Source organism: Vulcanisaeta souniana JCM 11219 (assembly GCF_026000775.1).
GTDB classification, from domain to species: domain Archaea; phylum Thermoproteota; class Thermoprotei; order Thermoproteales; family Thermocladiaceae; genus Vulcanisaeta; species Vulcanisaeta souniana.
On the sequence record NZ_AP026830.1, the window covers coordinates 958,311 to 980,281 of the forward strand.

The window sequence follows — 21,971 nt, forward strand, 5'->3', positions numbered from 1 at the left end:
CTAAATGACTTGATGAAGACCACGTTATTGATTGCTGTGATCCTCATATTAATAGTGGTCGCTGTCGCAGTTACATACCTAGCGGTATCAATCAATGAAAGCCCTGAATCAGCACTCTTAAATGCTAAGAAATTATTGTCGAGGAATGTCACGTTAACGTACAATTTCATGGCTAGTTCGATGTTTATAATTAATAACAATGTATTTCCAGGCATATCAGGTATTCCATTTCAGACAGGACCCTTGACGGGCACCATTACAATTTCCAGAACACCAATGAGCGATGCGACTGTGATAAACGGTACATTGACATTCAGGCATTTCATAGGGGGTATTAACTTTAACTTGGTGCTTTGGAAGTACGATAATGAACTCTGTTATGCGACGGAATTTAACTTCATGGGACATCAAACAGCTACTCATTGTGCACCTTACGTAAACCTTACTAAATACATTATGCTTACTCTGAATGAAAGTAAGTATGTAGGAAAGGGGGCCTGGCATGGTAAAACAACTTACTGCTTCACGGCATTAATAACATTAACGTCAACCCAGGGTGAGTTGCAGGGAATACCCATTGCCATGAATGTTACTAAACTATGTGTCTTAAGTAATGGTGTACCAACCAACATAACAATATACCTATACCCAATGTATCAGGGTAGGCTCAGTAACATGGTCATGAATATAAACATGACACTGCTTAGTTACTCATTTACATTCAATCAATATAGATTCTCACAAATAACAAAGGGACTTATACCATGAACCGCTATATCCTTCAATGAAGCCTCAAGGAATCACTGCATCGATCAAATTAATTCTCATTAAAGTGTCTTTCAATCATGGGTATTGATATGTCAGTATGAATAAGAAGCTTTCCTCAACGCCATAGTTAGTCCTAATCACAGATCCGCCAAGGCGTGGGTGTATGGAGTAAAGGTTGGAGGCGGTATTGATGGCTATGGTGAAGGGGTAAAGCCTGCGCCGGAGGTATGTATTCAATGATACATGGATTAAAGCCTTCAATCCTCATACCGCAATCGTTACCATTTATACGACAGGAATGATACATAGCCATTATATATTACGAACTCCGTAATTAGGGGCCATACACCATTTAACTAATTTTATAACTCTACGTAGGCCATCATGAATATTATTAGAAAGAATAATTGAAAGACGGAGATAATTAATAATTATTAACCAAGCAACCTGACCCAGTAACATGTTCAGTGGAGGTTACTGGCATTAACGTAGACGTCATAACGTTGAATAAAACCCAGGTTAGGACTATAATGAATAAAGTTATCATATAACCGGTAAGGTTTATGGGTGTAGATATTAGTTTTAAGTATGGTTCGCCCAAGCATAGATCATTAAATAGGCCCCCTTTAAATAAGTGCTTTACATTAGGGTAATGAATTACCTTGGCTAAACTTATTACTTATGGCCTTGAGTATCTTTGTTGTACTGCAAAGTGGGCAATCCACATAGTCATTAAACCTAATGACTTCCATATTGCCTAAACCCCTCTTTCTCAATTCCTCCCTTAATGAATCTTCATTAAAGGGTTGATTTGGGCCAAGCAGTATTATGTTTGGTCTCTCCTCCTCAACAACCCTAAACATGTCATCCTCATAGCCAAGCCTAGCCTTATGGACATAAACAATGTTTCTCACAACCTCTAGCCTTTGGTCTTCGGGAATTACAATATCCCTACCCTTAATCCTCTTGACCGTTGAGTCACGGGCAATCACGGCAACGACTCGGCCAAGGGTCCAGGCATGCCTTAAATATGCTATATGTCCTGGATGGATTATTTCGAAGGTGCCGGCGACAAATACCTTATTTTGGGATTTCCTGATAAGATCACTGGTTTTGTCCCAGTTGAAGTGAGCAATACCAAGGATCCTCAGGGCATCCAGTAAGCCCTCTGCGTATGCTATTGTTGCTAGTGCATTAAATTGATCGCCCCTGGATAGGTGGTACATGGAGTCCTTTAGGTATGCCCTCGCTATATCGATAACCTCATTCTTAATGCCCTCCCTATCAATTTGGTCAAGTGCATTTGCCACATTCCTTATGTAGGCATCGATCTTGGCCATTGGGTCTATCGAATCCATGGTCATTACGTAGTGCTTAATTCCCTTAGGTTAATAAGTCTTCTAATATGGTAGACGATGAGTTAAATGGTATGGTTTAACAGTAATGACCAAGAATAGTAAGTTTCATTCCCTAAGTGTTTCTAGGGATATGAAGGTTTTTGTGTCTTCAATGCCCTCCATTAGACTTAGTACGCGTAGTATGTCATTGACATTAACCTCCCTGGTTATCAGTATTAGGTCGTAGTCGCCGGAAACCCTGTAGGCCTTCTCGATAGGTAATTCCTTAACCTTTTCATATATTATCGTCCTATACCTAGGCTGCACCTTAACCAATATCACGGCCTCATTGGAGCTCATCCTTAGTACCCTAAGTGCCTTATCCGTTACATCAACGAACTCACGGCCAGTCCTTATTAAGCCGAAGTCCTTGAGCTTCTTAAGGTGAACACTGAGTGCCTGTCTAGTCATTCCAAGCTCCCTGGCTAATTCATCCTGATCCGCGTATACCGTGTATACCTTAAGCGGGACAGCCTTCTTAAGTAGGTACTGAAGAACCTGGAGTTGTCTCTCTGTTAATTGCCTCTCAATTTCCGCAGGTGTAACCTCTCCACTTGATGTGGTTATGGAAGTCATAGTAATCTACCAAAATCAACATATAACACTAGTATAAAAAGGTTATTCCTAAATATTATATGTGGACCATCAAAAAACTTACCGTAAAAAATAAAGTCAATTAATTACATAATAGTCAATAATCTGATCTTTACTTAATGTGGAATATAAAAATCAATTAATTAATTTAAGGAATCCCTCCTATATAAATAGAGATACTAGGAGTACTCTAATCGTCAATGTTATTAAAATTATTGCCAATGAGATGATTATCGATGCGTCAAATAATTTAATTGCCAGCCACAGTGAGGTGGCGCTGGGACTCTGCGCATTATTATTAACCCTGTATACACCGACCTTTTCCAATATTATGTTTAACGCACCTGCAAAGGACGCCATGGGCCAGCCTGAATTGGTGCTCCTAACTCTATTGTGCTCAAGAATGGCTGTCTTCATACTGTCCTTCCAGTCTAGGCCGATTATTGCTGACGCAGTCATGATTATCACTGAGGATAACCTGGCCGGTACATAATTCACTATGGTATCCATTTTTGCGGAGAACCAACCAACGCGTTCATACGGCCATCCCTTATAACCCACCATTGAGTCCATGGTGTTAGAAAGCCTTTGTAGTAATGCACCAGGTAAGCCGAACAATGCGAAGTAGAATAGTGGTGAAAGGAAGCCGTCTACAAAGGACTCAGCAAGGCTTTCTATGACTGCCGACACCAGGTGTTGGTAATCCAACTCCCAAACGTTTCTTCTAACTATCTCCTGGGTTAATGCACGGGCATCATTTAAGTTCCCTAACTCAACTTTCCTTAGTATTTCCCTGGCGTAGTTTCTCATGAGCTTTATTGAAAACGTTAATTTCAGAAAATATGCATAAATTACGATACCAATTATAGTGTTTACCATGATTAATAAACGCGGTATTAAGTAGAAAGCGATCATAATTGGAATTACCGATATGAACCACAGAAAAATGCCATAAAATCTACCGTAAGGCCTAAATAACTTATAGGATATCCTTCCACAGAGAATCACTGGGTGAATATTCATGAGAATGCCCTTAGGTTCACCAAACACTAAATCAATCAGTACCGAGGTCAGTAGTATGGCCGCGTAATACTGTATCAATACCTCAGCGCTCCCCATAGTCATCTCACAGGCCTTGTATTCCTCACTAACCAAGACATTTTCTCCCTAAAGTAGGAGATAAATGTCTCAAGTTCAAATAACGGTCTAACCACCTCCGTGCCTGGGCATAACTCGTTGACAGTGCGCAGTATCTCCCTATAGATAACGCCGTGGGTTAGGACCACGGGTATAACCTTACCCGGGCAGCGACTGCTCATGTAGTCCCTTAGTGTTGGTTTTATCTTTAGGAACGCTATATCCCGTAAACCAAGCCTATTGGTGTCCTCAAGAAACCTTGGGTCAGGATCACCGTGAAACACGTATAAACCAGGCCCTAGGCTTATTAAGAAGTCCTTAATTCGAGGCCACCTTAGTACTGGGGGTGTCTCAAAGCCCGTTATGGATACTGCCCTCTCGTAGTCCTTACCATATCCAATAAACAATGGTATATACACATCGCCTTCGGCTTCATTTACTGAAGGTCTGGATAACGAAACAAATGCATAGAGTACGCCAACTCTTTCAGCGAAATGCCTTACGCTATCCACGTACTCGCTATCCCGAGATCCATGAAGAACAATGACTATTTTCGCATGAACACCCCAGCATACAATGTAACACATATTAAAGCTTAATACTAGCATAGGGTTGGAGGTTGTGCCATGAGGATCAGAACCACTACATTGTTGCTTTATTATCCGACCGTCCTCATTATCGTGGCCATGGGAATGCTAATAGCCGTATTAATACCCAGTTACTACGCATTACTCCCTGAATTTATAATGTCCCTGCTTTTCATATACACTCTTGGTAAGTTACATGGTAAGTTGGGTATTGGTTATTCCTACGTGGTCACGATAATACTAATAGTACTGCTCAGCTATGCGTCAGTATTCTTAATAAGACCCAGTCTATTTCTCAATAAGGCTCTTATTGAAATGAAACAAAGCTTGTTTAGAGGATCCCTGTATTTGGTTACTTATTTGTTTCTTTCATTACTACCTGACAGCGCCACGGACCTCGTTGGGACACTACCAATCTTTCTTCTTGTGACTGCCATCGCCGTTCTAGAGCTTAGACTCAGGCATTATGTCCTGGCTGGAATACTGACGGGAATAGTCGGTATTGGTGTGTCCACGGTGGTTTTATCATTAATGTTCAATAGGGTCATCGTGACCTACGGCTTGTCGGCAATGACAATGGGCTTAATGGGGCTAACCCTAATGGCGTCATTAATAAATACCGTGAAAAGGCCAGGCAGGTTAATGCATTTTCTTAATTTCTTGATAATACTATACACGGTCTATGAGTCAATATGGCTGCTAATACCGATACCTCCAGTGCTCATTATTGGCGGTGTTGGTATAAACCGACTTGGTCATTTCATTAGCATGCTTGCGGGTATCATTATTGCAATATTTATAACCTAAAAGTAGCAATATGCAATGCAATGGGTGAGTCGAGGGGAGTTAGGGCATGGCACATACTCATGGGAATCAGCCTATTGCTGTATCTAGCAAATGCCTCGTTTCTAGTTTACCTGCAGTCCCTGTACTATGGAAATGCAGGTATTATAAATTCAATAACATCCGTGTTACCCCAGACCTATGTATCACAGATCAATAAGTACCTTCAACTAGGCTTCATGGGAATAACGGGCGTAATATCAATAATACTAACCCTGGTAATGCTATATATAATAGTGAATGCTCTTCAGAGCAGGGGCCCTGGTGCAGGTAGAACCATGAAGATAGCCTTAGTTATTTTGCTGATTATTCAATTTTTCATGGGCAACGTCGGTTTTGTACTTGGTCTAATAATTGGTTTAATCGGGTCATTACTAATGAGGTGATTTAAATGAGGATCTTGATAACAGGTGGCGCGGGCTTCATTGGTTCCTTCTTAACCGAGAGGCTCGTCTCGTTGGGATACAGCGTGGTTGTAATTGACAACCTAAGTTCCGGCGACTTAGGTAGGCTTGGGCAGGTAATTGATAGAATTACCTTTGTCAAGGATGACCTGAAGAACCCGAGAAATCCTGAGGCATTCCAGGGCATTGACTCGGTATTTCACCTGGCAGCTAATCCGGAGGTTAGGCTCTCAGTGACTGAACCAAGGATACACTTCGACGAAAACATCGTAGCCACATTCAATGTTCTTGAATTATCCCGCAAGTATGGCGTTAAAAACATAGTCTATGCATCATCGAGTACGGTATATGGTGATGCCAAGGTACTACCAACCCCAGAGGACCACCCAATACAACCAATCAGTGTCTATGGAGCTGCCAAGACAGCCGGTGAAATAATGTGCGGAACCTACACTAGGCTTTACGGAATTAATTGTGTGGCCCTTAGGTACGCGAATATTGTTGGGCCCAGGCTTAGGCACGGCATAATCTACGATCTATTAATGAAACTTAAGAGGGATCCAAACGAGCTAGAGGTCCTCGGTGACGGCACTCAAGAGAAGTCATATATATACATAACGGATACAATAAATGCCACATTAATGGCTTGGGAACATGCAGCGAGGAATAGTGGCATTTATGTGTATAATGTGGGTAATTGGGATTTAATAAACGTTAGGGAGATTGTCAATATTATCGTTAAAGTGTCAGGTTTTAATCCGAGGATTACGTACAGACCAGCGACACCAGATGGCAGAGGATGGCCAGGAGATGTTAAACGAATGTTATTATCCATAGATAAGATAGTGAGGGAAGTTGGTTGGAGACCAAGCATGAGTAGTAAGGATGCCATTGAGACAACAGCTAAGGCTTTATCACAGGAGCTTGGTGTTGGTAAATGGTTAAAGTCCTAGTTCTTAGAGCGTCAGGAAAGATAAGGCCAATCTCGATAGATGACGTTGATATTATACAAATACCTGTCATTAAAATCACGCCTAATGAGAACGTGATTAATAAGATATCCCTTGAGGATGCTAATTACATGGTCATAATGAGTACGACAGTGGTAAAGTACCTAAGGAGCACCTTAGAGAAGTTGGGTGATAGCGTAAGAGTCATTGGTGTAGGACCACAAACATGCAATGAGATGGAGAAGTTGGGTGTCAAGTGCGAGGTACCCAGTGAATTCTCAAGCTATGGCATTATTGAAATGATGAAGAAATTACCACGAGGAAAAGTGGTAATACTGAGGTCGTTAAGGGGCAATGACTATGTGAAAAATGAGCTTCAGCGAATTGGTTATTACGTAGTTGAGTACGGTATTTATGACCTGACACCTGACCCAATTAGTGTTGATATTGCATGTAGGCTCATTAACTACGTCGACTACGTGGTCTTCATGAGCTCCATGACTTATGAAACAATGAAGGATTGCGCTAAAAACGTGCTTAAGGGTAAGACTGTGATAGCCATTGGTAGGGTTACGGCGAATCGAATGAAGAGCGATGGTATAAATGCATTAATGCCAGGTGAATATACGCTTAACGGTGTTTTAAGAATACTAATTAATCACTTAATGATAAGTAGTGAATCACTTGGTTGAATTACGAAATCATTACCTGGATTGAGAATAACCTCATTACCCCTAACTATGCCAATGACTAGGTAATTCAGCTTTGACTTAACCACTTGCATGATATCTATGAAACGCGATCCAACATATTCATCGGCCTTAATTAGGCCCAGGTTACCCTTATTAATTATGTTCATTAGTACTGATGATAAACCACGATCAAAGACTTCATTAGCTATCATAATGGTTGTGAAGGAACCCAGTGAAATCACGGAATTAGCACCAGCCCTCAACGCATAATCCCTATCAACTTCATTAAGAACCTCGGCAATCACATGGGCATCAATATTCAGCTTCCTAACACTCATGATTAATAATATAACCTTCGCATCGGCTGTCTTAACATCAGAATCATTAAATGGAAGTATCACTACCGTAGAGGCCTTATCAACACCAGCCCTTAGCAAGTCATTAGTATTGAATGGATCCCCATGAATAAACTCAACATCAGCAGGTAATGATGACGGCTTATCACTATTATTTAAGTAAAGAATATCAACGATCTCACCCTTCCTATTCATTAAATCGATAACGACATTAATAACCCTCAAGGCTCTATCGACATCACCGATCACAACAATATGCTTGCCCTTTGAGGTTGTGTGTTGACCCATGCTCCTCATTATCGCAACATTAGTTAATTCAGTGGCTATCGAGGCCGTCAGCAGGCTTATTACGGCAATACCCACGGGCATGATCACCATATCAACCACCTTACCAAGGAATGTGTTAGGTACGATGTCGCCATAACCAACGGTTGTTATGGTCTCCATCACAAACCAAACAGCATTAAAATAATTGTTAAATTCAGGATTCTTACCATACTCAATTACATACATAACAAAAGCACCAATGAATAAAATAACCAAGAACAGAATTAATGAGTAAAATATAACGCTTCGGACAATCCTACGAAATCTTTTCAAAATCCTCAAAACAGTAATAGGTATGACCATAAACAATTACCATGAGTTAACGACCTATTAAAAGATTACTTAATTTCTAATATATCATTATTTATTATTCGCAATTTAAAGTGAAAACACATGTCATTATATTAAAATCACTATATCTCATTAATCTTTTCCTTACTAAAGTAGTCTTTATATTGATCTCTAAGCACTTTCTTATCGAATTTTCCAGTGCTCGTCTTTGGTATTGACTCAACAAATAATATCTCTGGCAGCTGCCATTTTGCAAACCTACTTGACAAGTGATCTAGTAACTCCTTCCTTAATGCATTCTTATTCTTATCCTTATACTCAGGTTTTAGGACCACGAAAGTCAATGGTCTCTCGCCCCACCTTGGATAAGGCACTCCAATTACTGTAGTCTCATAAACTGCTGGGTGCGCCATTAGGTAATTTTCCATATCAATACTTGATACCCATTCACCACCGCTTTTTATTAAATCCTTGAGCCTATCTACGATCTTCATATACCCATCCTCATCAATAACAACCGCATTGCCGCTTCTCCACCAAATATCAAATCCCTCGCCATGGAATGAGTCAAACGTCCTCTTATCGTTAAAGTATTCTCTAATGGCCCAGGGACCTCTCTCAAGTAATTCGCCAGGTGTCTTTCCATCCCAAGGAACATCATGTCCATACTCATTAACAACCTTACGTTCCATGGGAAATATGGGCAAGCCCTGTTTAGCCCTATGCGGCCAATACTCATCATTCCTCATCCTACTAAGTACCTTGGGCTTAATTACGTAGATATGGGTAAGCGGAGAGGTCTCTGTGGATCCATATGCATGTATAACCTCAATACCAAGTTCACTTAAGTCGCGCATCATAGCCACTGGCGGCTCTGAGCCGCCACTCACGACCTTCATATTAAAGTGTGGTTTAGGATCTATAGCTCTTAAGTAATTAAGGATTGATATCCATATACTGGGAACGCCGTTCGACCGCGTAACCTTCTCATTAATCATTAAGTCAATAATGGGTTTAGGATCATTAGTGCTCCACATACCAGGAAAGACCAGTTTTGCACCAACCATTGTAGCTGCAAAGGACATACCCCAACCATTAACGTGATATAACGGAACAAGTTGTAAGAGTGGGTCGCTCGGGTTCATGGGAAATACCTGGTGAATAGCCATGGTATGTAACACAAAGGATCTATGGGAATAATAAACGCCCTTCGGCATGCCCGTAGTACCTGATGTATAGCATGCACCGCATGCAGATCTTTCATCAATAAACGGGAAATCATACTTTATCACCACTCCTTATTAAGTCCTCATAGTCATAAACCCTTAACCCACCTAGCTCAAAAGGCTCATTAGTTTTACCCATTACCACGACCTTCTCAACATATCCAAACTGCGGAATCACACCCTTAAATTGAGCTAGAAGTGGAGCATCTATAAAGAGCACCTTAACCTTTGAGTGATTAGCCACATGCACTATCTCAACAGGTGATAACCTAAAATTCATCTCAACGAAAACAGCACCAACTCCTGATACGGCGTAGTATAATTCATAATACCTATGAGTATTAACACCAAGGGCACCAACTCTATCGCCAGGTTTTATACCAAGTTCATTCTCAAGTACATAAGATATTCTCTGAACCCTATCATAAACATCACGATATGTTAACCTAACAATACTACCATCAACATCTCTAGACACAACCTCATTCTCACCAAAGTATAAAGCGGCATGCCTTATTATTGCATGAACATTCAACGGATAATCATCCATCATGGTTGACGGAAACCCCCTAATAAAACGCATAATACTATATCACATTCTTATTTATAGGTTTTATCTATGAGCCTAACCTAGGATATTACATATAAAATATTATGCGTATAAAAGAATTAGTAATATCTAAACTTAAGTAAAACGCTACGGTTAATAGACAAGAATCCCCAGCCACTTTAAGAATAATGACTTAAGCAAGGCGAAAGGTGGGTCTTCTACAATGCATTTCAAATCCTCAATACCGTGATTAATATGATCATGCTAGGGATGAAATTAAATTAACGATACCATACCATGACAAACTTACCCAGCAACAACCTTAAGAAGAAAATACAATGGAATTAAGTATGGGAAAATGCCATGAATTTAAGGGGATGAGGTGGACTTAATACGGCGTGGCACTACGTATATCGTTACTAAGGACAACTAGACGTGTACGCCGTTACATAGAACCCACTTGGTGATGACATGCTTGGTCCGGAGGTTCCAATGTTTATTGCTTGAAACTGCGTATTGGGTGGTGATGGGTAAAATATGAACCATTGAATATCATATATGACTGATTCATAATTACATGAGGAACCACCACCGCTATATAGCACGGCTTGAACGCCGGCAGGCACGTTGATCTGGGTCGTTAGGAATGGGTAAATAACCATAGGCCCAAGGATCTCAGTAGCCAATTGATTCTGCTGGGCAGCGGCCGTTGGGTTTGTTGGTGCCAATACCCAGGTCTCATTGGGGACAGGGCCTCCATTGGGTGCACTAGTATAGTGAGGAGCCGTTAAGTTTATCTCAATCGGTGGATCAGTAACTGTGTAACCTTCCGTAATTGCGTTACCGAATTGTCCAGTGGGTCCGGTGGCCGAGAAGCCAAGGGCAATACTTACTTGATAGCTCACGCTTGTCGATGTTGATGGGCTTATTGGGCCAGGGTCATCGCCAGCCCAGGAGAACCAACCAACCGGCGTATTTCTATACGAGCACGTAAATACACCAGGTTCCATGACACCTTGTGTGCACATGTATGATGCGTACTGATCAGTGAACGATAATAGGCTACTAACATACGCACCAGGCGCTGGTGTTGATGCGATAAAGTTCCACTCATACCCAGGGATGTAGTAATATCCATTCTCCTCATTAATGTTTTGGCCAATTTCAACGCAGAAATCAACGGTTTCATAGCCATAACTATCACTATAAGTCTGCTGGCCATACCAGAAGAAGTAGCCATTATTTACATTGGTTGTTTGTTGGGTTGGTGCTGAGAGGGAACTAGCCATTGCGTAGCAGGGATCGTCTGGGTCTACCTGATTCTGCATGGTGGAAATTACGCCATATAATAATTCCAATGCTGTGATGAGTCTCTCATTAAGGCCGGCAGTGTTGGCAGGCCCGATCATTAATGCCCTACTGCCTATTGGCACGGCTAATACATACCTCATACTATTGATGCTGTACCTCGGCATGGGCACGGCAACGGCACTCGCATTATACGCCTTGGCCCATGCCTTGGCCAGTATTAATTCCGCAGTGATTAATTGGCTAACATTACTTATGCCGATCACTATGATATCCCTATTAATGAGTAGGTGCTTCAGTATCCCAGTGGTAATCGTCATGTTATTGCCCGTGTAATTAAACAGGTATGTCCAGTCAATGGCTATGACCGACTGAGACGGCGCATTGATTATGTTGGAAGTGTTTATGAGGGTTATGATGCCCTGTGGAATGCCGGCGTTGACAATACCCTGGATGAACCCTGGAGGACCAACAGCAAAAACTTCAACACCTCTAGGTATGGGTATGGGCTCGATCATCTGCAACACCCCTGGGTAACCACGTGTAAGGCCCCCTGCATGTTTTATTCCAATGAACGCCTTATAAGTTGGTAAGACTATTATTGATGCCACGGCTATGATTGCTAGGATCAGTACGGTGAATAGCAATTTATTGAACCTAATCCCCATAATCATCAACTAGCATCGCACAACGGATTTTTTAATACTCCGGCTGTTCAGTAAAAGTGATTCGAGTGAGTTTGAATTTGTTTACGGACATGCATCCTGAGTAAGGAGTGACGTCAAGAATGTCTAATGTTTAAGATGCCTTGGTGGGCCCGCCGGGACTTGAACCCGGGATCTCCCGCGCGTCAGGCTTGTACGGGGCATCAGCCCCTGGGCATCCTACCAAGCTAGACTACGGGCCCGTTGATTCATTAACTGTGTTGTTTTTAAGGTTTTAGCTTCCCGTTTTTATTGAGGGTAATTCCTTTATAGTGAATGGTTGGTATGGTTTTAATGCCTGAGGTTGTGGCTTTGGGTGAGTCTCTGGTTCAGTTTAATGCCGTTACTGATGGGCCGCTTAGGCACGTTACTTACTTTGAGAAGCATGCAACAGGTAGTGAGGCTAATGTTTGTGTTGCCTTGGTTAGGCTTGGTGTTAGTTGTGGGTTGATAACTAGGCTTGGGACTGATGAGTTTGGGCTATTCATTTATGATTGGCTTAGGGGTGAAGGCGTTGATGTTGGTCATATTAGGTTTGACCCTGAGAGGCCTACGGGCATTTACTTTGTGCAGAGGAATTACCCAATACCTGGTGTTAGTGATGTGCTTTATTACAGGAGGGGTTCCGCGGCCTCGGCACTGAGCCCCGATGATGTTGACCCTGACTATGTGGGTGGCGCCAGAGTTTTCCACACGACAGGTATAACCATGGCCATTAGCGATACCGCTAGGTCAGCGGCACTTAAGGGTTTAGAGATTGCCCGTGGTAAGGGCATCATCACATCATTCGATGTTAATTATAGGAAGAAATTGTGGGCCAACATTGACGACGCAATTAATGTATTGTCAAAAGCCCTTGGTTTTGCAGATGTGGTGTTTCTCGATGAGGATGAGGCTAACCTACTACTTGGTGTGTCTGCTGTTGATGATGTCTTTAGGGAGTTGCGTTCGAGGTTTGGGATTAACAGGGTTGTGCTTAAGCTTGGTATTAAGGGTTCAATGGCATATTGGGAGGGCAGGGTTATTAAGGTGAATGCCTTTAGGGTCCCTGTTAAGGATCCAATAGGTGCCGGTGATGCCTACGCTGGGGTTTTTCTCGCGTCAATACTTAGGGGTCACGACGTGGAGAGCGCCATGAGGAGGGCCTCTGCTGCAGCCGCCATGGTCGTAATGGTTAGGGGTGATGAGGAGAACCTGCCCAGGGAGGATGATTTGAGGAGGTTTCTTGATGGTTATGGTAGGCAGGTTGACCTTAGGTGATTCGGTTTTTAAACACTGCCCTGCCTAATGCATGTGCGTAAGGCATTGGTGGTTGGGATCAATGATGTTAGTATTATGGTTGCCAGGTTATTGGTTAGTAATGGCTATGATGTGAGTATGATTGCGGGTAATGAGGATGAGGCAAGGCTGGGGAGGGGCATTCCTGCCTATGTTTATGTTGGTGATCCAAGGAATGAGGGTTTCCTTAGGGATGCTGGCATTGATGAGAGTGAGGTTGTCATGCTTTTCATGGATGATGCAATGAATCTTGAGGTCGCTAGGGTAGCTAAGTCTAGGGGTGTTCCTGTGATAATAGCATTGATTAGCAATAAGGAGAAGTATCTGGATGCTTTCATTGAGTTGGGTGTTTACGCCATACCTATTGTTGATGCGGTTTTGTCAAAGGTTGCCCATTACCTAAGGTTGCCGTTTAAGCAATTACTCTACTCTGATGATAAGGTGCAGGCATACTATGTCGTGATCAGTTCGGAGTCGCCATACATAAATCAGGAGGTGAAGGATGTGGCTAGGAGGTGCGGTGCGGCAATACCACTGGTTATAAGGGGTGATGAGGTTGTGATCAGCAATGGGGAGCTTAGGATCGAGGCTGGTGATAAACTATTACTTGTTGGTGCTGCGGACTCTGTTATTAAGTGTGTTGAGAGGATTTATTAACGAGGTATATTAATAGGCCTATGAGTAACCACGTTAATACTACCAGTACATATATTGACTTGATTAGGACTATGAGGACAATGGAGAGTACGTAAACGATAATACCAATTATTGACACAACAGGCACCTTCATTTGTCTCACGGTTATGCCTGGCGTTCTAAAGTAACGAACTAAGTGCGTCTCCTTATTTCTAAATGCTATTAATGCTATCATGGTCATTAAGTACACGATCGTCGAGGCTATTGCGTAGGAGTCCGCAATAAGTTGAACGCTTCCCGGTGCCGTGAACAGCATTGCTGTTAGTGATGAGGTTATTATCGCCAAGTGTGGCGTTCTATACCTACCATTGACACTACTTAACCTCCTCGGTAGTAATCCGTCCTCGCTCATTGCATAAATGCTCCTTGAGAAGTCCACAATACCCGCATTTACTGATATTAGGAGCACTATAGCTATTGACGCCGAGATATAGATGGATAAATATATGTTGTGAAGTAGGTATTCAGCCAGCGCGCCTATGGGGTCACCAACGTTAGTAGAGACTATGGTCAATGCACCTGATAATGTTGTTAATAACGATAATAATAGCGCGACTACTGTTGATAACGCGGACACGCCGATTATAGCCCTTGGAATGGATAAAGACGGTGACACGGCTTCTCCCGTTGATTGCGCTATCACGTCAATACCAGTGTAACCCCTAAGTGAGTATGTTAATCCGTGGGTTAGGTAATTGTAATTGAATGGTAACCTAGGCATAATAACTCCGTGGCTAATTACCATGTAATAACCAAGCACCAATAGCGTCATTATACCAAGTAGATCAATTATTAATAGGGTTAGGTTAAATCGCGCCGATGCCTTTACCCCTAGTATGTTTATTATCATTATCATTACTATGATTAGGATTGATAATACGGAGTTCATGGGCCATCGGGAGGCCGTGGGAATAATTATGCTGAGGTAGTTAACTGTGCCTAAGGCGCCGTAGGCAATCATTAGTATTTGATCAAAACTCAGTAACCAACCTGTGATGAAACCCCAGGTATTGCCCAATTCACGGCGGATGTAGTAATAGGCACCACCGGTTCTTGGTATTGCGCTACCGAACTCAGTGTACGCTAAGCCAACTAGCCATAGGGATAGGGATCCCAGGAGCATTGTTATCGGCAGTAAAGGTCCTGAATTGAGCGCCACTATGCCGAGTGTGAAGTAGTAGGTTGATGACACGTCTGAGTAACCAAGCGCCAACAACTCCAGGGTGCCTAGGTCCCTCTTCAACCAAGTGACCTTCTCGGTCATTATGGGAAGACTAACTTTACCTGGGTTTCAATGGTTTTTAAACAATAAATAGCGCCTTCCACGGAAATTCCATGAAGGTTTTATCGATACATCTTTTAAATAACAGAGACAATGTACATTGGTGATTTAAATGAAGGGTTGGGTTGTGGGGACTATAGTAGTGATAATAGTGATAGGAGCAATTGTATACCTAATGCTCAGTAGTCATGGCATAGGCATAACACCTGGCGGACCAACAAGTCCGGCGAGTCAAGTCTATGTTTACTTAACCGATAAAACCATGAAAGTTGATCACTTGTACGTAATAATTAATGAGATTGCCTTTCACAATGAGGGTGGTGGCAATAATACCTGGATAACCTGCAGTCTGACCAAGACAAGCTTTGATCTAGCTCAGCTCGTTAATACCAGTCAATTAGCCGCCCAGTGCTCATTAACTAATGGTACGTACAACATAATACGCCTATACGTTACTGGTGTTCAAGCTGTGGTCAATGGACAGACCTACAACTGCACATTACCAAGCGGTAGGTTTGAAGTGCCGCTTGGGCCAAGTCCTATGGTTGTTAATGGAACTAGCTACGATGTCACAGTTGACTTTGGTGCTGTAAATAGTGTCGTTATTACTGGCAATGGTAAGTGCGTCGTAGTCCCGGTTATTCATGTGTCTGTTAAGAGACATTCATAGAAGGTCTTCCTTGAGGTCCCGGTACCATTAAAATCAGTCTTCGTGTTTTTGCAACCGCTTCTAAAGGTTGCAATAGAGTTGCCGTTTAGTTGCCTGTGCGCCTTTACGATATGGTTAAAGACTGTTGCAGTGTTATCCTTATCAATGATGTATAGGAAGAGACCTAGGACTAGGATTGAGATATATGCGGACATAATGCTATCCCTAGACAGGATGGGGAATTGTGATAGGTTGAGTAGGCTTGCGATGATGGTCGGCGTGCCCTATGATAGGTTAATACGTTACTTAAATGAGCTAAAGAGCCTTGGCTTAATTAGGTGGGATTCATCAAGCGTTTACCTCAGTAAGAAGGGGATGGAGTTGCTGGTTAATTCCCGTGGTGCTAGGGATGAATTAGTCCTTGCCCTTACCGGCCTTATTCAGGGTAGCATTAAAACCATTACGTAGGATTAAAACATTAGTTACACCAGCCCTCTTTCTTTCAATAACACCCTTAGTCTCAAGTCTCTTGACAAGCCTGGAAACCTGGTACTTACTTAAGCCAAGTTCACGACCGAGTTCTGCCTGGGTCATCATACCACCCCTCCTCTGAATCAACAGCAATGCCCTCTTCTCAAGACTAGTCAGTGTAATGCTTCTTATTACTACATTACCGTCATTGCCTATTACGCTACCCTGTATGTTATTATCTGCATGCTTATATCTAGCGATTATGGATGAGTATATTAGTACGGACGCTATTGATGATAATACGGATGTCAATATCATGGTCATTATGATATCGTATGCAAGGACAGGACTTGTGAATGGCTGTATTGAACCAATTACCTTAAGTGCGCCGTCAGGGCCTACGGCAACCACAGGAACCCTCAAGTTTAGGAATAGGTTATTGTATAACTTGATTACTAGGTATACTGATAATGCCATGAGCGCTATGCCGGCCCATAACCTGTGGTTTCTCATCGATGGAATGTCGACCATAGCAACCCCAAATCATTAATTATTACTTAGTACTTAAATTTTCTTTCTTTCCTTAGGGCAAAGATTATTTTTACCCCAATGAGCATCAAGACTGCAGTGAATCTGTACATAGTGTCAACAATGAGTGATTCAGGAAAAACCGCAATAGTAAGCGCATTACTTAGGGTACTGAGTAGGAGGAGCCTTCACGTGACGCCATTTAAGGCGCAGAACATGTCACTCAATAGCTACCCATCCATTGAGGGCGGCGAAATAGCGCTGGCCCAGGCAATGCAGGCATACGTGGCTGGCCTAATGCCTAGTGTCCATCACAATCCAATCCTAATAAAACCAATGACTAGCGATAGAGCTGAGTACATAATACTCGGTAAACCAAGGGCCCAATTATCCTTCAATGAATATCTTAATGATGACGCAATCAGGCACCTGGCAATTAATGCCGTTAAGTCGAGTATACGTAGACTTAAGGATGAGTTTGACCTAGTGGTTGGTGAGGGTGCTGGGTCGGCCTACGAACCCAACCTGGCAAGTAGGGACCTTGCTAACTTTAGGCCGGCGGAGTGGCTTGATGCCGGTGTATTTGTGGTTCTCGATATCGATAGGGGTGGTTCATTCATTCAGGGTCTTGGTCTAATTAAGTCACTACCGCCTGGATGGAGGAAACTGGTTAAGGGGTTTATTATTAATAAATTCAGGGGTGATGAGAAGTTACTGAGTACCGCCATAAAGTGGCTTGAGAAGAAGACTGGGAAGCCTGTTCTTGGTGTTTTGCCGTATGTAGATGATTTATGGCTATGGCCTGAGGACTCAATGGACCTAAGGCCAATTGGTAATGGTCCGCTTAACATAGCCTTAATAGCATACCCATACATATCCAACTTTAATGATGTATACCCATTGATCCTTGAGGACGATGTTACCGTGAGGATAGTCAGGGATCCCAGGGAGCTCGGTGATCCGCACCTCATTATCCTGCCTGGCTCTAAGAATGTAGTTGCGAGCCTTGATTGGATGAGGAGGACAGGTATGGATAAGGAATTGGCTAGGATAAGAGGCTCGGCAGTCATTCTGGGCATATGCGGTGGTTTTCAAGCCATGGGTAAGTTGTTAAGTGATCCTTATGGCGTTGAGGCCGGGATTCCAGGGGATTATCGTGGACTTGGTTTCGTTGACACCAACACAATTTACGGCATTGATAAGGTGGTATCATTATCAAGGGCTGTTGGTTTGAGGGGTGAATTGGAGAATGTGGGTATCAGGGGTTATGAAATACATAGGGGTGTTCCACAGTATGCTGGTGATGAACCACTTATAATGATAACGGAAAGAAATGGAAAGACAACTAAGCAGTTGGATGGCGTGCTTAGGGAGAAGGAATTAATTGTGGGTATTACGCTACATGATTCACTTGGTGATCCCAACTTTAGGAGTTTTGTGCTGAACATGGCGAGGGAACTGGCTGGATTACCTAGGCGTAATTCCTCGGCTTCATCAAGCATTGAGTTATTATTAAGTCAAGTTGATAGATTAGCATCAATAATTGAAGATAAGTTAGATATTGACTTTATGGTTAATGATAACTGAATTTACTATTTTATGCGGGTATTTATTGTTAATTATTAAGGTATACTTAAAAGTGATGCCTATTTTAGCAGTACCATATGGATAAGCAACCAGAGAGGAGGGAACCATACTTCCACCCATCCATCTTAGAGTTCGAAAAAATGGCCTCGGACCAGGACAAGTACCTGGAGTTCCTTAAAGAATGGCTTTCCCACTCATGGAAGTGGGCCAGGGAGGATAAGTATAAGCTCGTCTTTAAGGTTCAGGCAGAGGTAATAGATTCGCTCCGTGAGTTCCTCAATTCTAGGGGCTTTACTGAGGTCCTTGCGCCAATAATTGGCCCGGTGACTGACCCAGGGATTAGGGGTGCGAAGCAAGCTACCGTGGATTTCTACGGCATGGAGTATAAGGTCATGTCCAGCGCCATACTCTATAAGCAGTACATGGCTGCGTCACTTGGTAAGATATACTTCCTAAGCCCAAACATTAGGTTTGAACCAAACGATAGCGTCTTCACCGGCAGGCATCTAGTTGAGTTCTATCAACTTGACCTTGAGGTTTATGATGCAACTTACGACCAAGTTATTGATTTAGCCGAGGACATGATCATATACGTGGTTAAGCGAGTTAAGGAGAGTTATGGCAAGGAACTCGAGACAAAACTCAATAGGCAGCTCCCAGACTTCAAGAAACCGCTCAGGAGATATACGCATAGGGAGGCTGTGGAACTCGTTAATAAGCTAGGCTGTAAGAATCCACAGAACACTGAAATTAGGTGGGAGTGTGAGAAGCTTCTTTCTGCTTACCATGAGAATCCGCTCTTCATAATTGACTACCCAAAGGGCGCCAGGGGATTCTACGACAGGGAGGATCCACAGAAACCTGGTATACTCAGGGACTTCGACATGCTATACCCAGAGGGCTTTGGCGAGGCAATTAGCGGTGCTGAGCGTGAGTATGAGCCGGCTAGAGTCATTGCAAGGATGAGGGAAAGCGGTGAGGACCCAAATAAGTATAGGTGGTACCTTGAGATGCTTAGGGAGTCATACCCATTGAAGACCGCTGGCTTCGGTATAGGCGTGGAGAGACTGACCAGGTACGTATGCGGCTTAAGGGCTGTTTGGGAGGCTAGACCATACCCCAAGTTGGCCGGTTTAGGGCCAGCACCATAATTTTGGCTAAGAAATAAGGAGCTCGTTGATCACCACTTATTGAGAACCCTATATACCGAGTAGGTACATGGGGTGGGTTGGCGTAATACTTTATAAACTAAGTAGTTCAGGGAGAGTAATGCAGGGGTTGACCTTCACAACATCCGTGGTTGGTAGTTTCCCAAGGCCAAGGTGGTTAATCGAGAATTTTGACAAGTACAGCAAGGGTGAGATCAGTAAGGAGGAACTTGATGAGTACCTGGATGATGCTGTCAAGTTGACGGTTAAGGAGGAGGAGTTGGCAGGACTTGATGTGTTAACTGACGGTGAGCAAAGGAGAACCAGTTTTGTTGCATTCGTGGGGCAGAAGATACCTGGGTTTAAGTTAATTTACGTGACTGACATAAACCCAAGGGCAATAGAAATAATGAAACAATACAAGGCCCAGTTAACCTACTGGAGAGCTGTGGCTGTTGAGCAGATCAGGGACTCCGTAATAGCCCTTGATGAATTCAAGTTCACTAGGTCCGTCACAGACAGGGGAGTTAAGATCACATTACCAAGTCCATACCTAATCATGTGGGAGACCTGGGATGCCAAGTACTCAAGGCAAGTATACCCACAACCCGAGGATTTAGCCAAGGACTACAGCAAGGTACTTAGGCAGGAAATAATTAGGCTTAGGGACGCCGGCGTGGACTTCATCCAACTCGATGAACCAATGCTTGGCGACTTAACGGAGGCAAAGGAGAACGAACCTGATAGATATAGAAAGGTCATTGAGGCAATACATGGACAGAAGTACAGGGGCTTCAAGAATGAACTCTACCTTGCCAGGGATTTGGTAAATGAGACAATTAAAGGAATTGACGGAGTGAGGATCGGGATGCACATGGATAGGTGGCCAAACCCAGACTCACCATTCTATGGAATAGGCTTCGAGAGACTGGCACCCGAGGTTTATGACATAAAGGTTAAGCAATACGTGCTTGAGTACGCAAGCCCAGGCAGTGGCGACCCCGCAGTATTTGCTAAGGATTTACCCAGCGATAAGGAGCTTGGGCTCGGCGTCATTGACGTCAGGAATCCGCAGATTGAGGATCCGCAAATCGTTGTCCAAAGGGCTGAGAGAGTTGTGAAGGTTCTTGATCCGAGGAGAATATGGCTAAATCCAGACTGTGGTTTTGCACCTGGTATGTATAGGAAGTTTGAGAGGAGGATAGCCTTCTCCAAGATTCGTTCAATGACCGAGGCAGCAAGAATATTAAGGAAGAAGTATGGTGATAAGTAGAGTATTTCTTCGTGATGAGTACGAACCGGCTTGATAAAATGAAGAACGTCATCCTTACTGATCAAAATAAACCCCAGGCATGGGTCAGTTAGGATACTCATCGTCACTAGTCAGTTCCCAGTTCATCATCACCCTGCTACAATACCACAAGGCTCCTAAGTGGTTTTTACGCTTTAATGCCATTATTGATTAGATTATCGCCTTATCCCACCGAGTTTAATGGCAATATATTCCTTGGAATATATTAGTGAAAGGTTATTATAGTTATTAGGCGTTGACTCACCGTGTCTGGAGCCCTAATAGACATTTTAAACATGACTGGCCAGTTAATAGCCATCCTCAACCCAATAGGTGCCATACCAACACTATCTATATACATAATAAACATGGAACGGGAACAATTAAGGAGGGTTTATCGATTAGTTGGTATTAGCATACCACTGCTGATGGTGATATTCGCGGTTGGCGGTAGGTACATACTGCAGGCCTTCGGTGTAAACCTCGATGCCTTCAGGATCGCCGGCGGCGTATTGCTCATGGGCATTGCTATGGAGACCCTCATGGTCGGCGGGCCCAGGGCTATTGGTGCCGTTAAGGAGCCTGAGGAATTCGTGTTAGTGCCAATAGTGACGCCACTACTTGTTGGACCTGGTACAATAACCGAATTAATACTCTTCTCGGCACTATACCCAATCTACGAGGTCATAATAGCCGCATTAATAAGCTCAGCCTTCACGTACCTAGTGATTAGGTTCTCACAACCACTACTAAAGAGACTAGGTAGCAACACACTTAAGGTGTTGGGTAGGTTCATGAGCCTAATAATAGCCGCACTAGCCATAGGAATGATACTAACCGGAGTAACAAACTACATAGAATCACTGCACATAACGTGATTTTAACTCTAAACTCCACTAATCCTAAC

The 21,971-nt window shown here is 43.0% G+C and carries 21 protein-coding genes, 1 tRNA gene and 1 pseudogene; 13 read left to right on the forward strand and 10 right to left on the reverse strand.

Features of this window, described 5'->3' with window-relative positions; all coding sequences use genetic code 11:
* Positions 1-12: 12 nt before the first annotated feature.
* Positions 13-768 carry a hypothetical protein gene (locus Vsou_RS05150; protein ID WP_054843206.1) on the forward strand — a complete coding sequence of 252 codons (756 nt, stop codon included), beginning with the start codon at positions 13-15 and terminating at the stop codon, positions 766-768.
* A gap of 644 nt (positions 769-1,412) precedes the next feature.
* Here Vsou_RS05150 and Vsou_RS05155 read toward each other — a convergent pair.
* The 4 genes from Vsou_RS05155 to Vsou_RS05170 all read right to left on the reverse strand — a co-directional run bounded on the left by Vsou_RS05155 (position 1,413) and on the right by Vsou_RS05170 (position 4,483).
* Positions 1,413-2,132 carry a cytidylyltransferase family protein gene (locus tag Vsou_RS05155; protein WP_229709670.1) on the reverse strand — a complete coding sequence of 240 codons (720 nt, stop codon included), beginning with the start codon at positions 2,130-2,132 and terminating at the stop codon, positions 1,413-1,415.
* A 99-nt stretch (positions 2,133-2,231) separates the two neighbouring features.
* Positions 2,232-2,741, reverse strand: coding sequence for an Lrp/AsnC ligand binding domain-containing protein (locus tag Vsou_RS05160; protein ID WP_054843205.1), 510 nt, complete (start codon positions 2,739-2,741; stop codon positions 2,232-2,234).
* A 180-nt stretch (positions 2,742-2,921) separates the two neighbouring features.
* Positions 2,922-3,914, reverse strand: a complete 993-nt coding sequence (locus Vsou_RS05165) for a cobalamin biosynthesis protein (protein ID WP_229709669.1) — start codon at positions 3,912-3,914, stop codon at positions 2,922-2,924.
* Positions 3,881-4,483: a sirohydrochlorin chelatase family protein gene (locus Vsou_RS05170; protein ID WP_188602365.1), complete on the reverse strand. Its 603-nt coding sequence runs from the start codon at positions 4,481-4,483 to the stop codon at positions 3,881-3,883. Before Vsou_RS05170 ends, Vsou_RS05165 begins: the two co-directional genes overlap by 34 nt.
* A gap of 39 nt (positions 4,484-4,522) precedes the next feature.
* Here Vsou_RS05170 and Vsou_RS05175 point away from each other — a divergent pair, with 39 nt between their 5' ends.
* The 4 genes from Vsou_RS05175 to Vsou_RS05190 are packed head-to-tail and all read left to right on the forward strand — an operon-like array spanning position 4,523 to position 7,372.
* Positions 4,523-5,290, forward strand: a complete 768-nt coding sequence (locus Vsou_RS05175; RefSeq protein ID WP_188602364.1) for a hypothetical protein — start codon at positions 4,523-4,525, stop codon at positions 5,288-5,290.
* Between the two features lie 20 nt (positions 5,291-5,310).
* Positions 5,311-5,712 carry a hypothetical protein gene (locus Vsou_RS05180; protein WP_054843202.1) on the forward strand — a complete coding sequence of 134 codons (402 nt, stop codon included), beginning with the start codon at positions 5,311-5,313 and terminating at the stop codon, positions 5,710-5,712.
* Positions 5,713-5,717: 5 nt separating this feature from the next.
* Entirely contained in the window at positions 5,718-6,683 is a 966-nt protein-coding gene (locus tag Vsou_RS05185) for an NAD-dependent epimerase/dehydratase family protein (RefSeq protein WP_188602363.1), read from the forward strand.
* The gene (locus tag Vsou_RS05190) at positions 6,668-7,372 is read left to right on the forward strand and encodes a uroporphyrinogen-III synthase (protein WP_188602362.1); all 705 of its coding nucleotides are present in this window, start codon (positions 6,668-6,670) and stop codon (positions 7,370-7,372) included. Before Vsou_RS05185 ends, Vsou_RS05190 begins: the two co-directional genes overlap by 16 nt.
* On the opposite strand, the gene Vsou_RS05195 is transcribed toward Vsou_RS05190, so the two are convergent.
* The 4 genes and pseudogenes from Vsou_RS05195 to Vsou_RS05215 form a co-directional block, all read right to left on the reverse strand.
* A complete protein-coding gene (locus Vsou_RS05195) occupies positions 7,339-8,358 on the reverse strand; it encodes a potassium channel family protein (protein WP_188602361.1) in 1,020 nt (339 codons plus the stop codon). The two genes, Vsou_RS05190 and Vsou_RS05195, sit on opposite strands and share 34 nt — an antisense overlap.
* A gap of 110 nt (positions 8,359-8,468) precedes the next feature.
* A pseudogene (locus tag Vsou_RS05200) lies at positions 8,469-10,155 on the reverse strand (long-chain-fatty-acid--CoA ligase).
* A 386-nt stretch (positions 10,156-10,541) separates the two neighbouring features.
* Complete coding sequence (locus tag Vsou_RS05210) at positions 10,542-12,104, reverse strand: hypothetical protein (protein WP_188602360.1); 1,563 nt, start codon at positions 12,102-12,104, stop codon at positions 10,542-10,544.
* 135 nt (positions 12,105-12,239) lie between these two features.
* Positions 12,240-12,337: transfer RNA gene (locus Vsou_RS05215), tRNA-Val, on the reverse strand.
* Positions 12,338-12,410: 73 nt separating this feature from the next.
* On the opposite strand from Vsou_RS05215, the gene kdgK reads away from it, so the two are divergent.
* Both kdgK and Vsou_RS05225 read left to right on the forward strand, forming a co-directional pair.
* On the forward strand, positions 12,411-13,394 hold the full coding sequence (gene kdgK, locus Vsou_RS05220) for a bifunctional 2-dehydro-3-deoxygluconokinase/2-dehydro-3-deoxygalactonokinase (protein ID WP_264890791.1): 984 nt from the start codon (positions 12,411-12,413) through the stop codon (positions 13,392-13,394).
* Between the two features lie 33 nt (positions 13,395-13,427).
* Positions 13,428-14,069, forward strand: coding sequence for a potassium channel family protein (locus tag Vsou_RS05225; protein WP_188602358.1), 642 nt, complete (start codon positions 13,428-13,430; stop codon positions 14,067-14,069).
* On the opposite strand, the gene Vsou_RS05230 is transcribed toward Vsou_RS05225, so the two are convergent.
* Positions 14,044-15,372: an APC family permease gene (locus tag Vsou_RS05230; RefSeq protein ID WP_188602357.1), complete on the reverse strand. Its 1,329-nt coding sequence runs from the start codon at positions 15,370-15,372 to the stop codon at positions 14,044-14,046. The genes Vsou_RS05225 and Vsou_RS05230 overlap by 26 nt on opposite strands.
* A 130-nt stretch (positions 15,373-15,502) precedes the next feature.
* Between Vsou_RS05230 and Vsou_RS05235 the strand changes: the two genes are divergently transcribed.
* Positions 15,503-16,060, forward strand: coding sequence for a DUF4382 domain-containing protein (locus Vsou_RS05235; RefSeq protein WP_188602356.1), 558 nt, complete (start codon positions 15,503-15,505; stop codon positions 16,058-16,060).
* 144 nt (positions 16,061-16,204) lie between these two features.
* Entirely contained in the window at positions 16,205-16,507 is a 303-nt protein-coding gene (locus Vsou_RS05240; protein WP_229709668.1) for a winged helix-turn-helix domain-containing protein, read from the forward strand.
* Here Vsou_RS05240 and Vsou_RS05245 read toward each other — a convergent pair.
* Positions 16,454-17,041, reverse strand: a complete 588-nt coding sequence (locus Vsou_RS05245; protein WP_188602355.1) for a MarR family transcriptional regulator — start codon at positions 17,039-17,041, stop codon at positions 16,454-16,456. The two genes, Vsou_RS05240 and Vsou_RS05245, sit on opposite strands and share 54 nt — an antisense overlap.
* A 78-nt stretch (positions 17,042-17,119) precedes the next feature.
* Here Vsou_RS05245 and Vsou_RS05250 point away from each other — a divergent pair, with 78 nt between their 5' ends.
* The 4 genes from Vsou_RS05250 (at position 17,120) to Vsou_RS05265 (ending at position 21,942) form a co-directional block, all read left to right on the forward strand.
* Positions 17,120-18,625, forward strand: coding sequence for a cobyric acid synthase (locus Vsou_RS05250; protein WP_188602354.1), 1,506 nt, complete (start codon positions 17,120-17,122; stop codon positions 18,623-18,625).
* 77 nt (positions 18,626-18,702) lie between these two features.
* Positions 18,703-19,776 (forward strand): asparagine synthetase A, encoded by a 1,074-nt coding sequence (locus tag Vsou_RS05255; RefSeq protein WP_188602353.1) that lies wholly within the window; start codon positions 18,703-18,705, stop codon positions 19,774-19,776.
* 118 nt (positions 19,777-19,894) lie between these two features.
* Positions 19,895-21,046, forward strand: a complete 1,152-nt coding sequence (locus Vsou_RS05260; RefSeq protein ID WP_188602352.1) for a cobalamin-independent methionine synthase II family protein — start codon at positions 19,895-19,897, stop codon at positions 21,044-21,046.
* A gap of 284 nt (positions 21,047-21,330) precedes the next feature.
* Complete coding sequence (locus Vsou_RS05265; RefSeq protein WP_229709666.1) at positions 21,331-21,942, forward strand: MarC family protein; 612 nt, start codon at positions 21,331-21,333, stop codon at positions 21,940-21,942.
* Positions 21,943-21,971 lie beyond the last annotated feature (29 nt).

Coding starts and splice junctions, on each gene's coding strand:
- Vsou_RS05175 (WP_188602364.1), top strand. CDS start 4,523: ATGAGGATCAGAACCACTACATTGTTGCTTTATTATCCGACCGTCCTC.
- Vsou_RS05235 (WP_188602356.1), top strand. CDS start 15,503: ATGAAGGGTTGGGTTGTGGGGACTATAGTAGTGATAATAGTGATAGGA.
- Vsou_RS05180 (WP_054843202.1), top strand. CDS start 5,311: ATGGGTGAGTCGAGGGGAGTTAGGGCATGGCACATACTCATGGGAATC.
- Vsou_RS05240 (WP_229709668.1), top strand. CDS start 16,205: ATGATGTATAGGAAGAGACCTAGGACTAGGATTGAGATATATGCGGAC.
- Vsou_RS05155 (WP_229709670.1), bottom strand. CDS start 2,132: ATGACCATGGATTCGATAGACCCAATGGCCAAGATCGATGCCTACATA.
- Vsou_RS05190 (WP_188602362.1), top strand. CDS start 6,668: ATGGTTAAAGTCCTAGTTCTTAGAGCGTCAGGAAAGATAAGGCCAATC.
- Vsou_RS05230 (WP_188602357.1), bottom strand. CDS start 15,372: ATGACCGAGAAGGTCACTTGGTTGAAGAGGGACCTAGGCACCCTGGAG.
- Vsou_RS05160 (WP_054843205.1), bottom strand. CDS start 2,741: ATGACTTCCATAACCACATCAAGTGGAGAGGTTACACCTGCGGAAATT.
- Vsou_RS05150 (WP_054843206.1), top strand. CDS start 13: ATGAAGACCACGTTATTGATTGCTGTGATCCTCATATTAATAGTGGTC.
- Vsou_RS05250 (WP_188602354.1), top strand. CDS start 17,120: ATGAGCATCAAGACTGCAGTGAATCTGTACATAGTGTCAACAATGAGT.
- Vsou_RS05245 (WP_188602355.1), bottom strand. CDS start 17,041: ATGGTCGACATTCCATCGATGAGAAACCACAGGTTATGGGCCGGCATA.
- Vsou_RS05260 (WP_188602352.1), top strand. CDS start 19,895: ATGCAGGGGTTGACCTTCACAACATCCGTGGTTGGTAGTTTCCCAAGG.
- Vsou_RS05185 (WP_188602363.1), top strand. CDS start 5,718: ATGAGGATCTTGATAACAGGTGGCGCGGGCTTCATTGGTTCCTTCTTA.
- kdgK (WP_264890791.1), top strand. CDS start 12,411: ATGGTTGGTATGGTTTTAATGCCTGAGGTTGTGGCTTTGGGTGAGTCT.
- Vsou_RS05170 (WP_188602365.1), bottom strand. CDS start 4,483: ATGTGTTACATTGTATGCTGGGGTGTTCATGCGAAAATAGTCATTGTT.
- Vsou_RS05210 (WP_188602360.1), bottom strand. CDS start 12,104: ATGATTATGGGGATTAGGTTCAATAAATTGCTATTCACCGTACTGATC.
- Vsou_RS05255 (WP_188602353.1), top strand. CDS start 18,703: ATGGATAAGCAACCAGAGAGGAGGGAACCATACTTCCACCCATCCATC.
- Vsou_RS05195 (WP_188602361.1), bottom strand. CDS start 8,358: ATGGTCATACCTATTACTGTTTTGAGGATTTTGAAAAGATTTCGTAGG.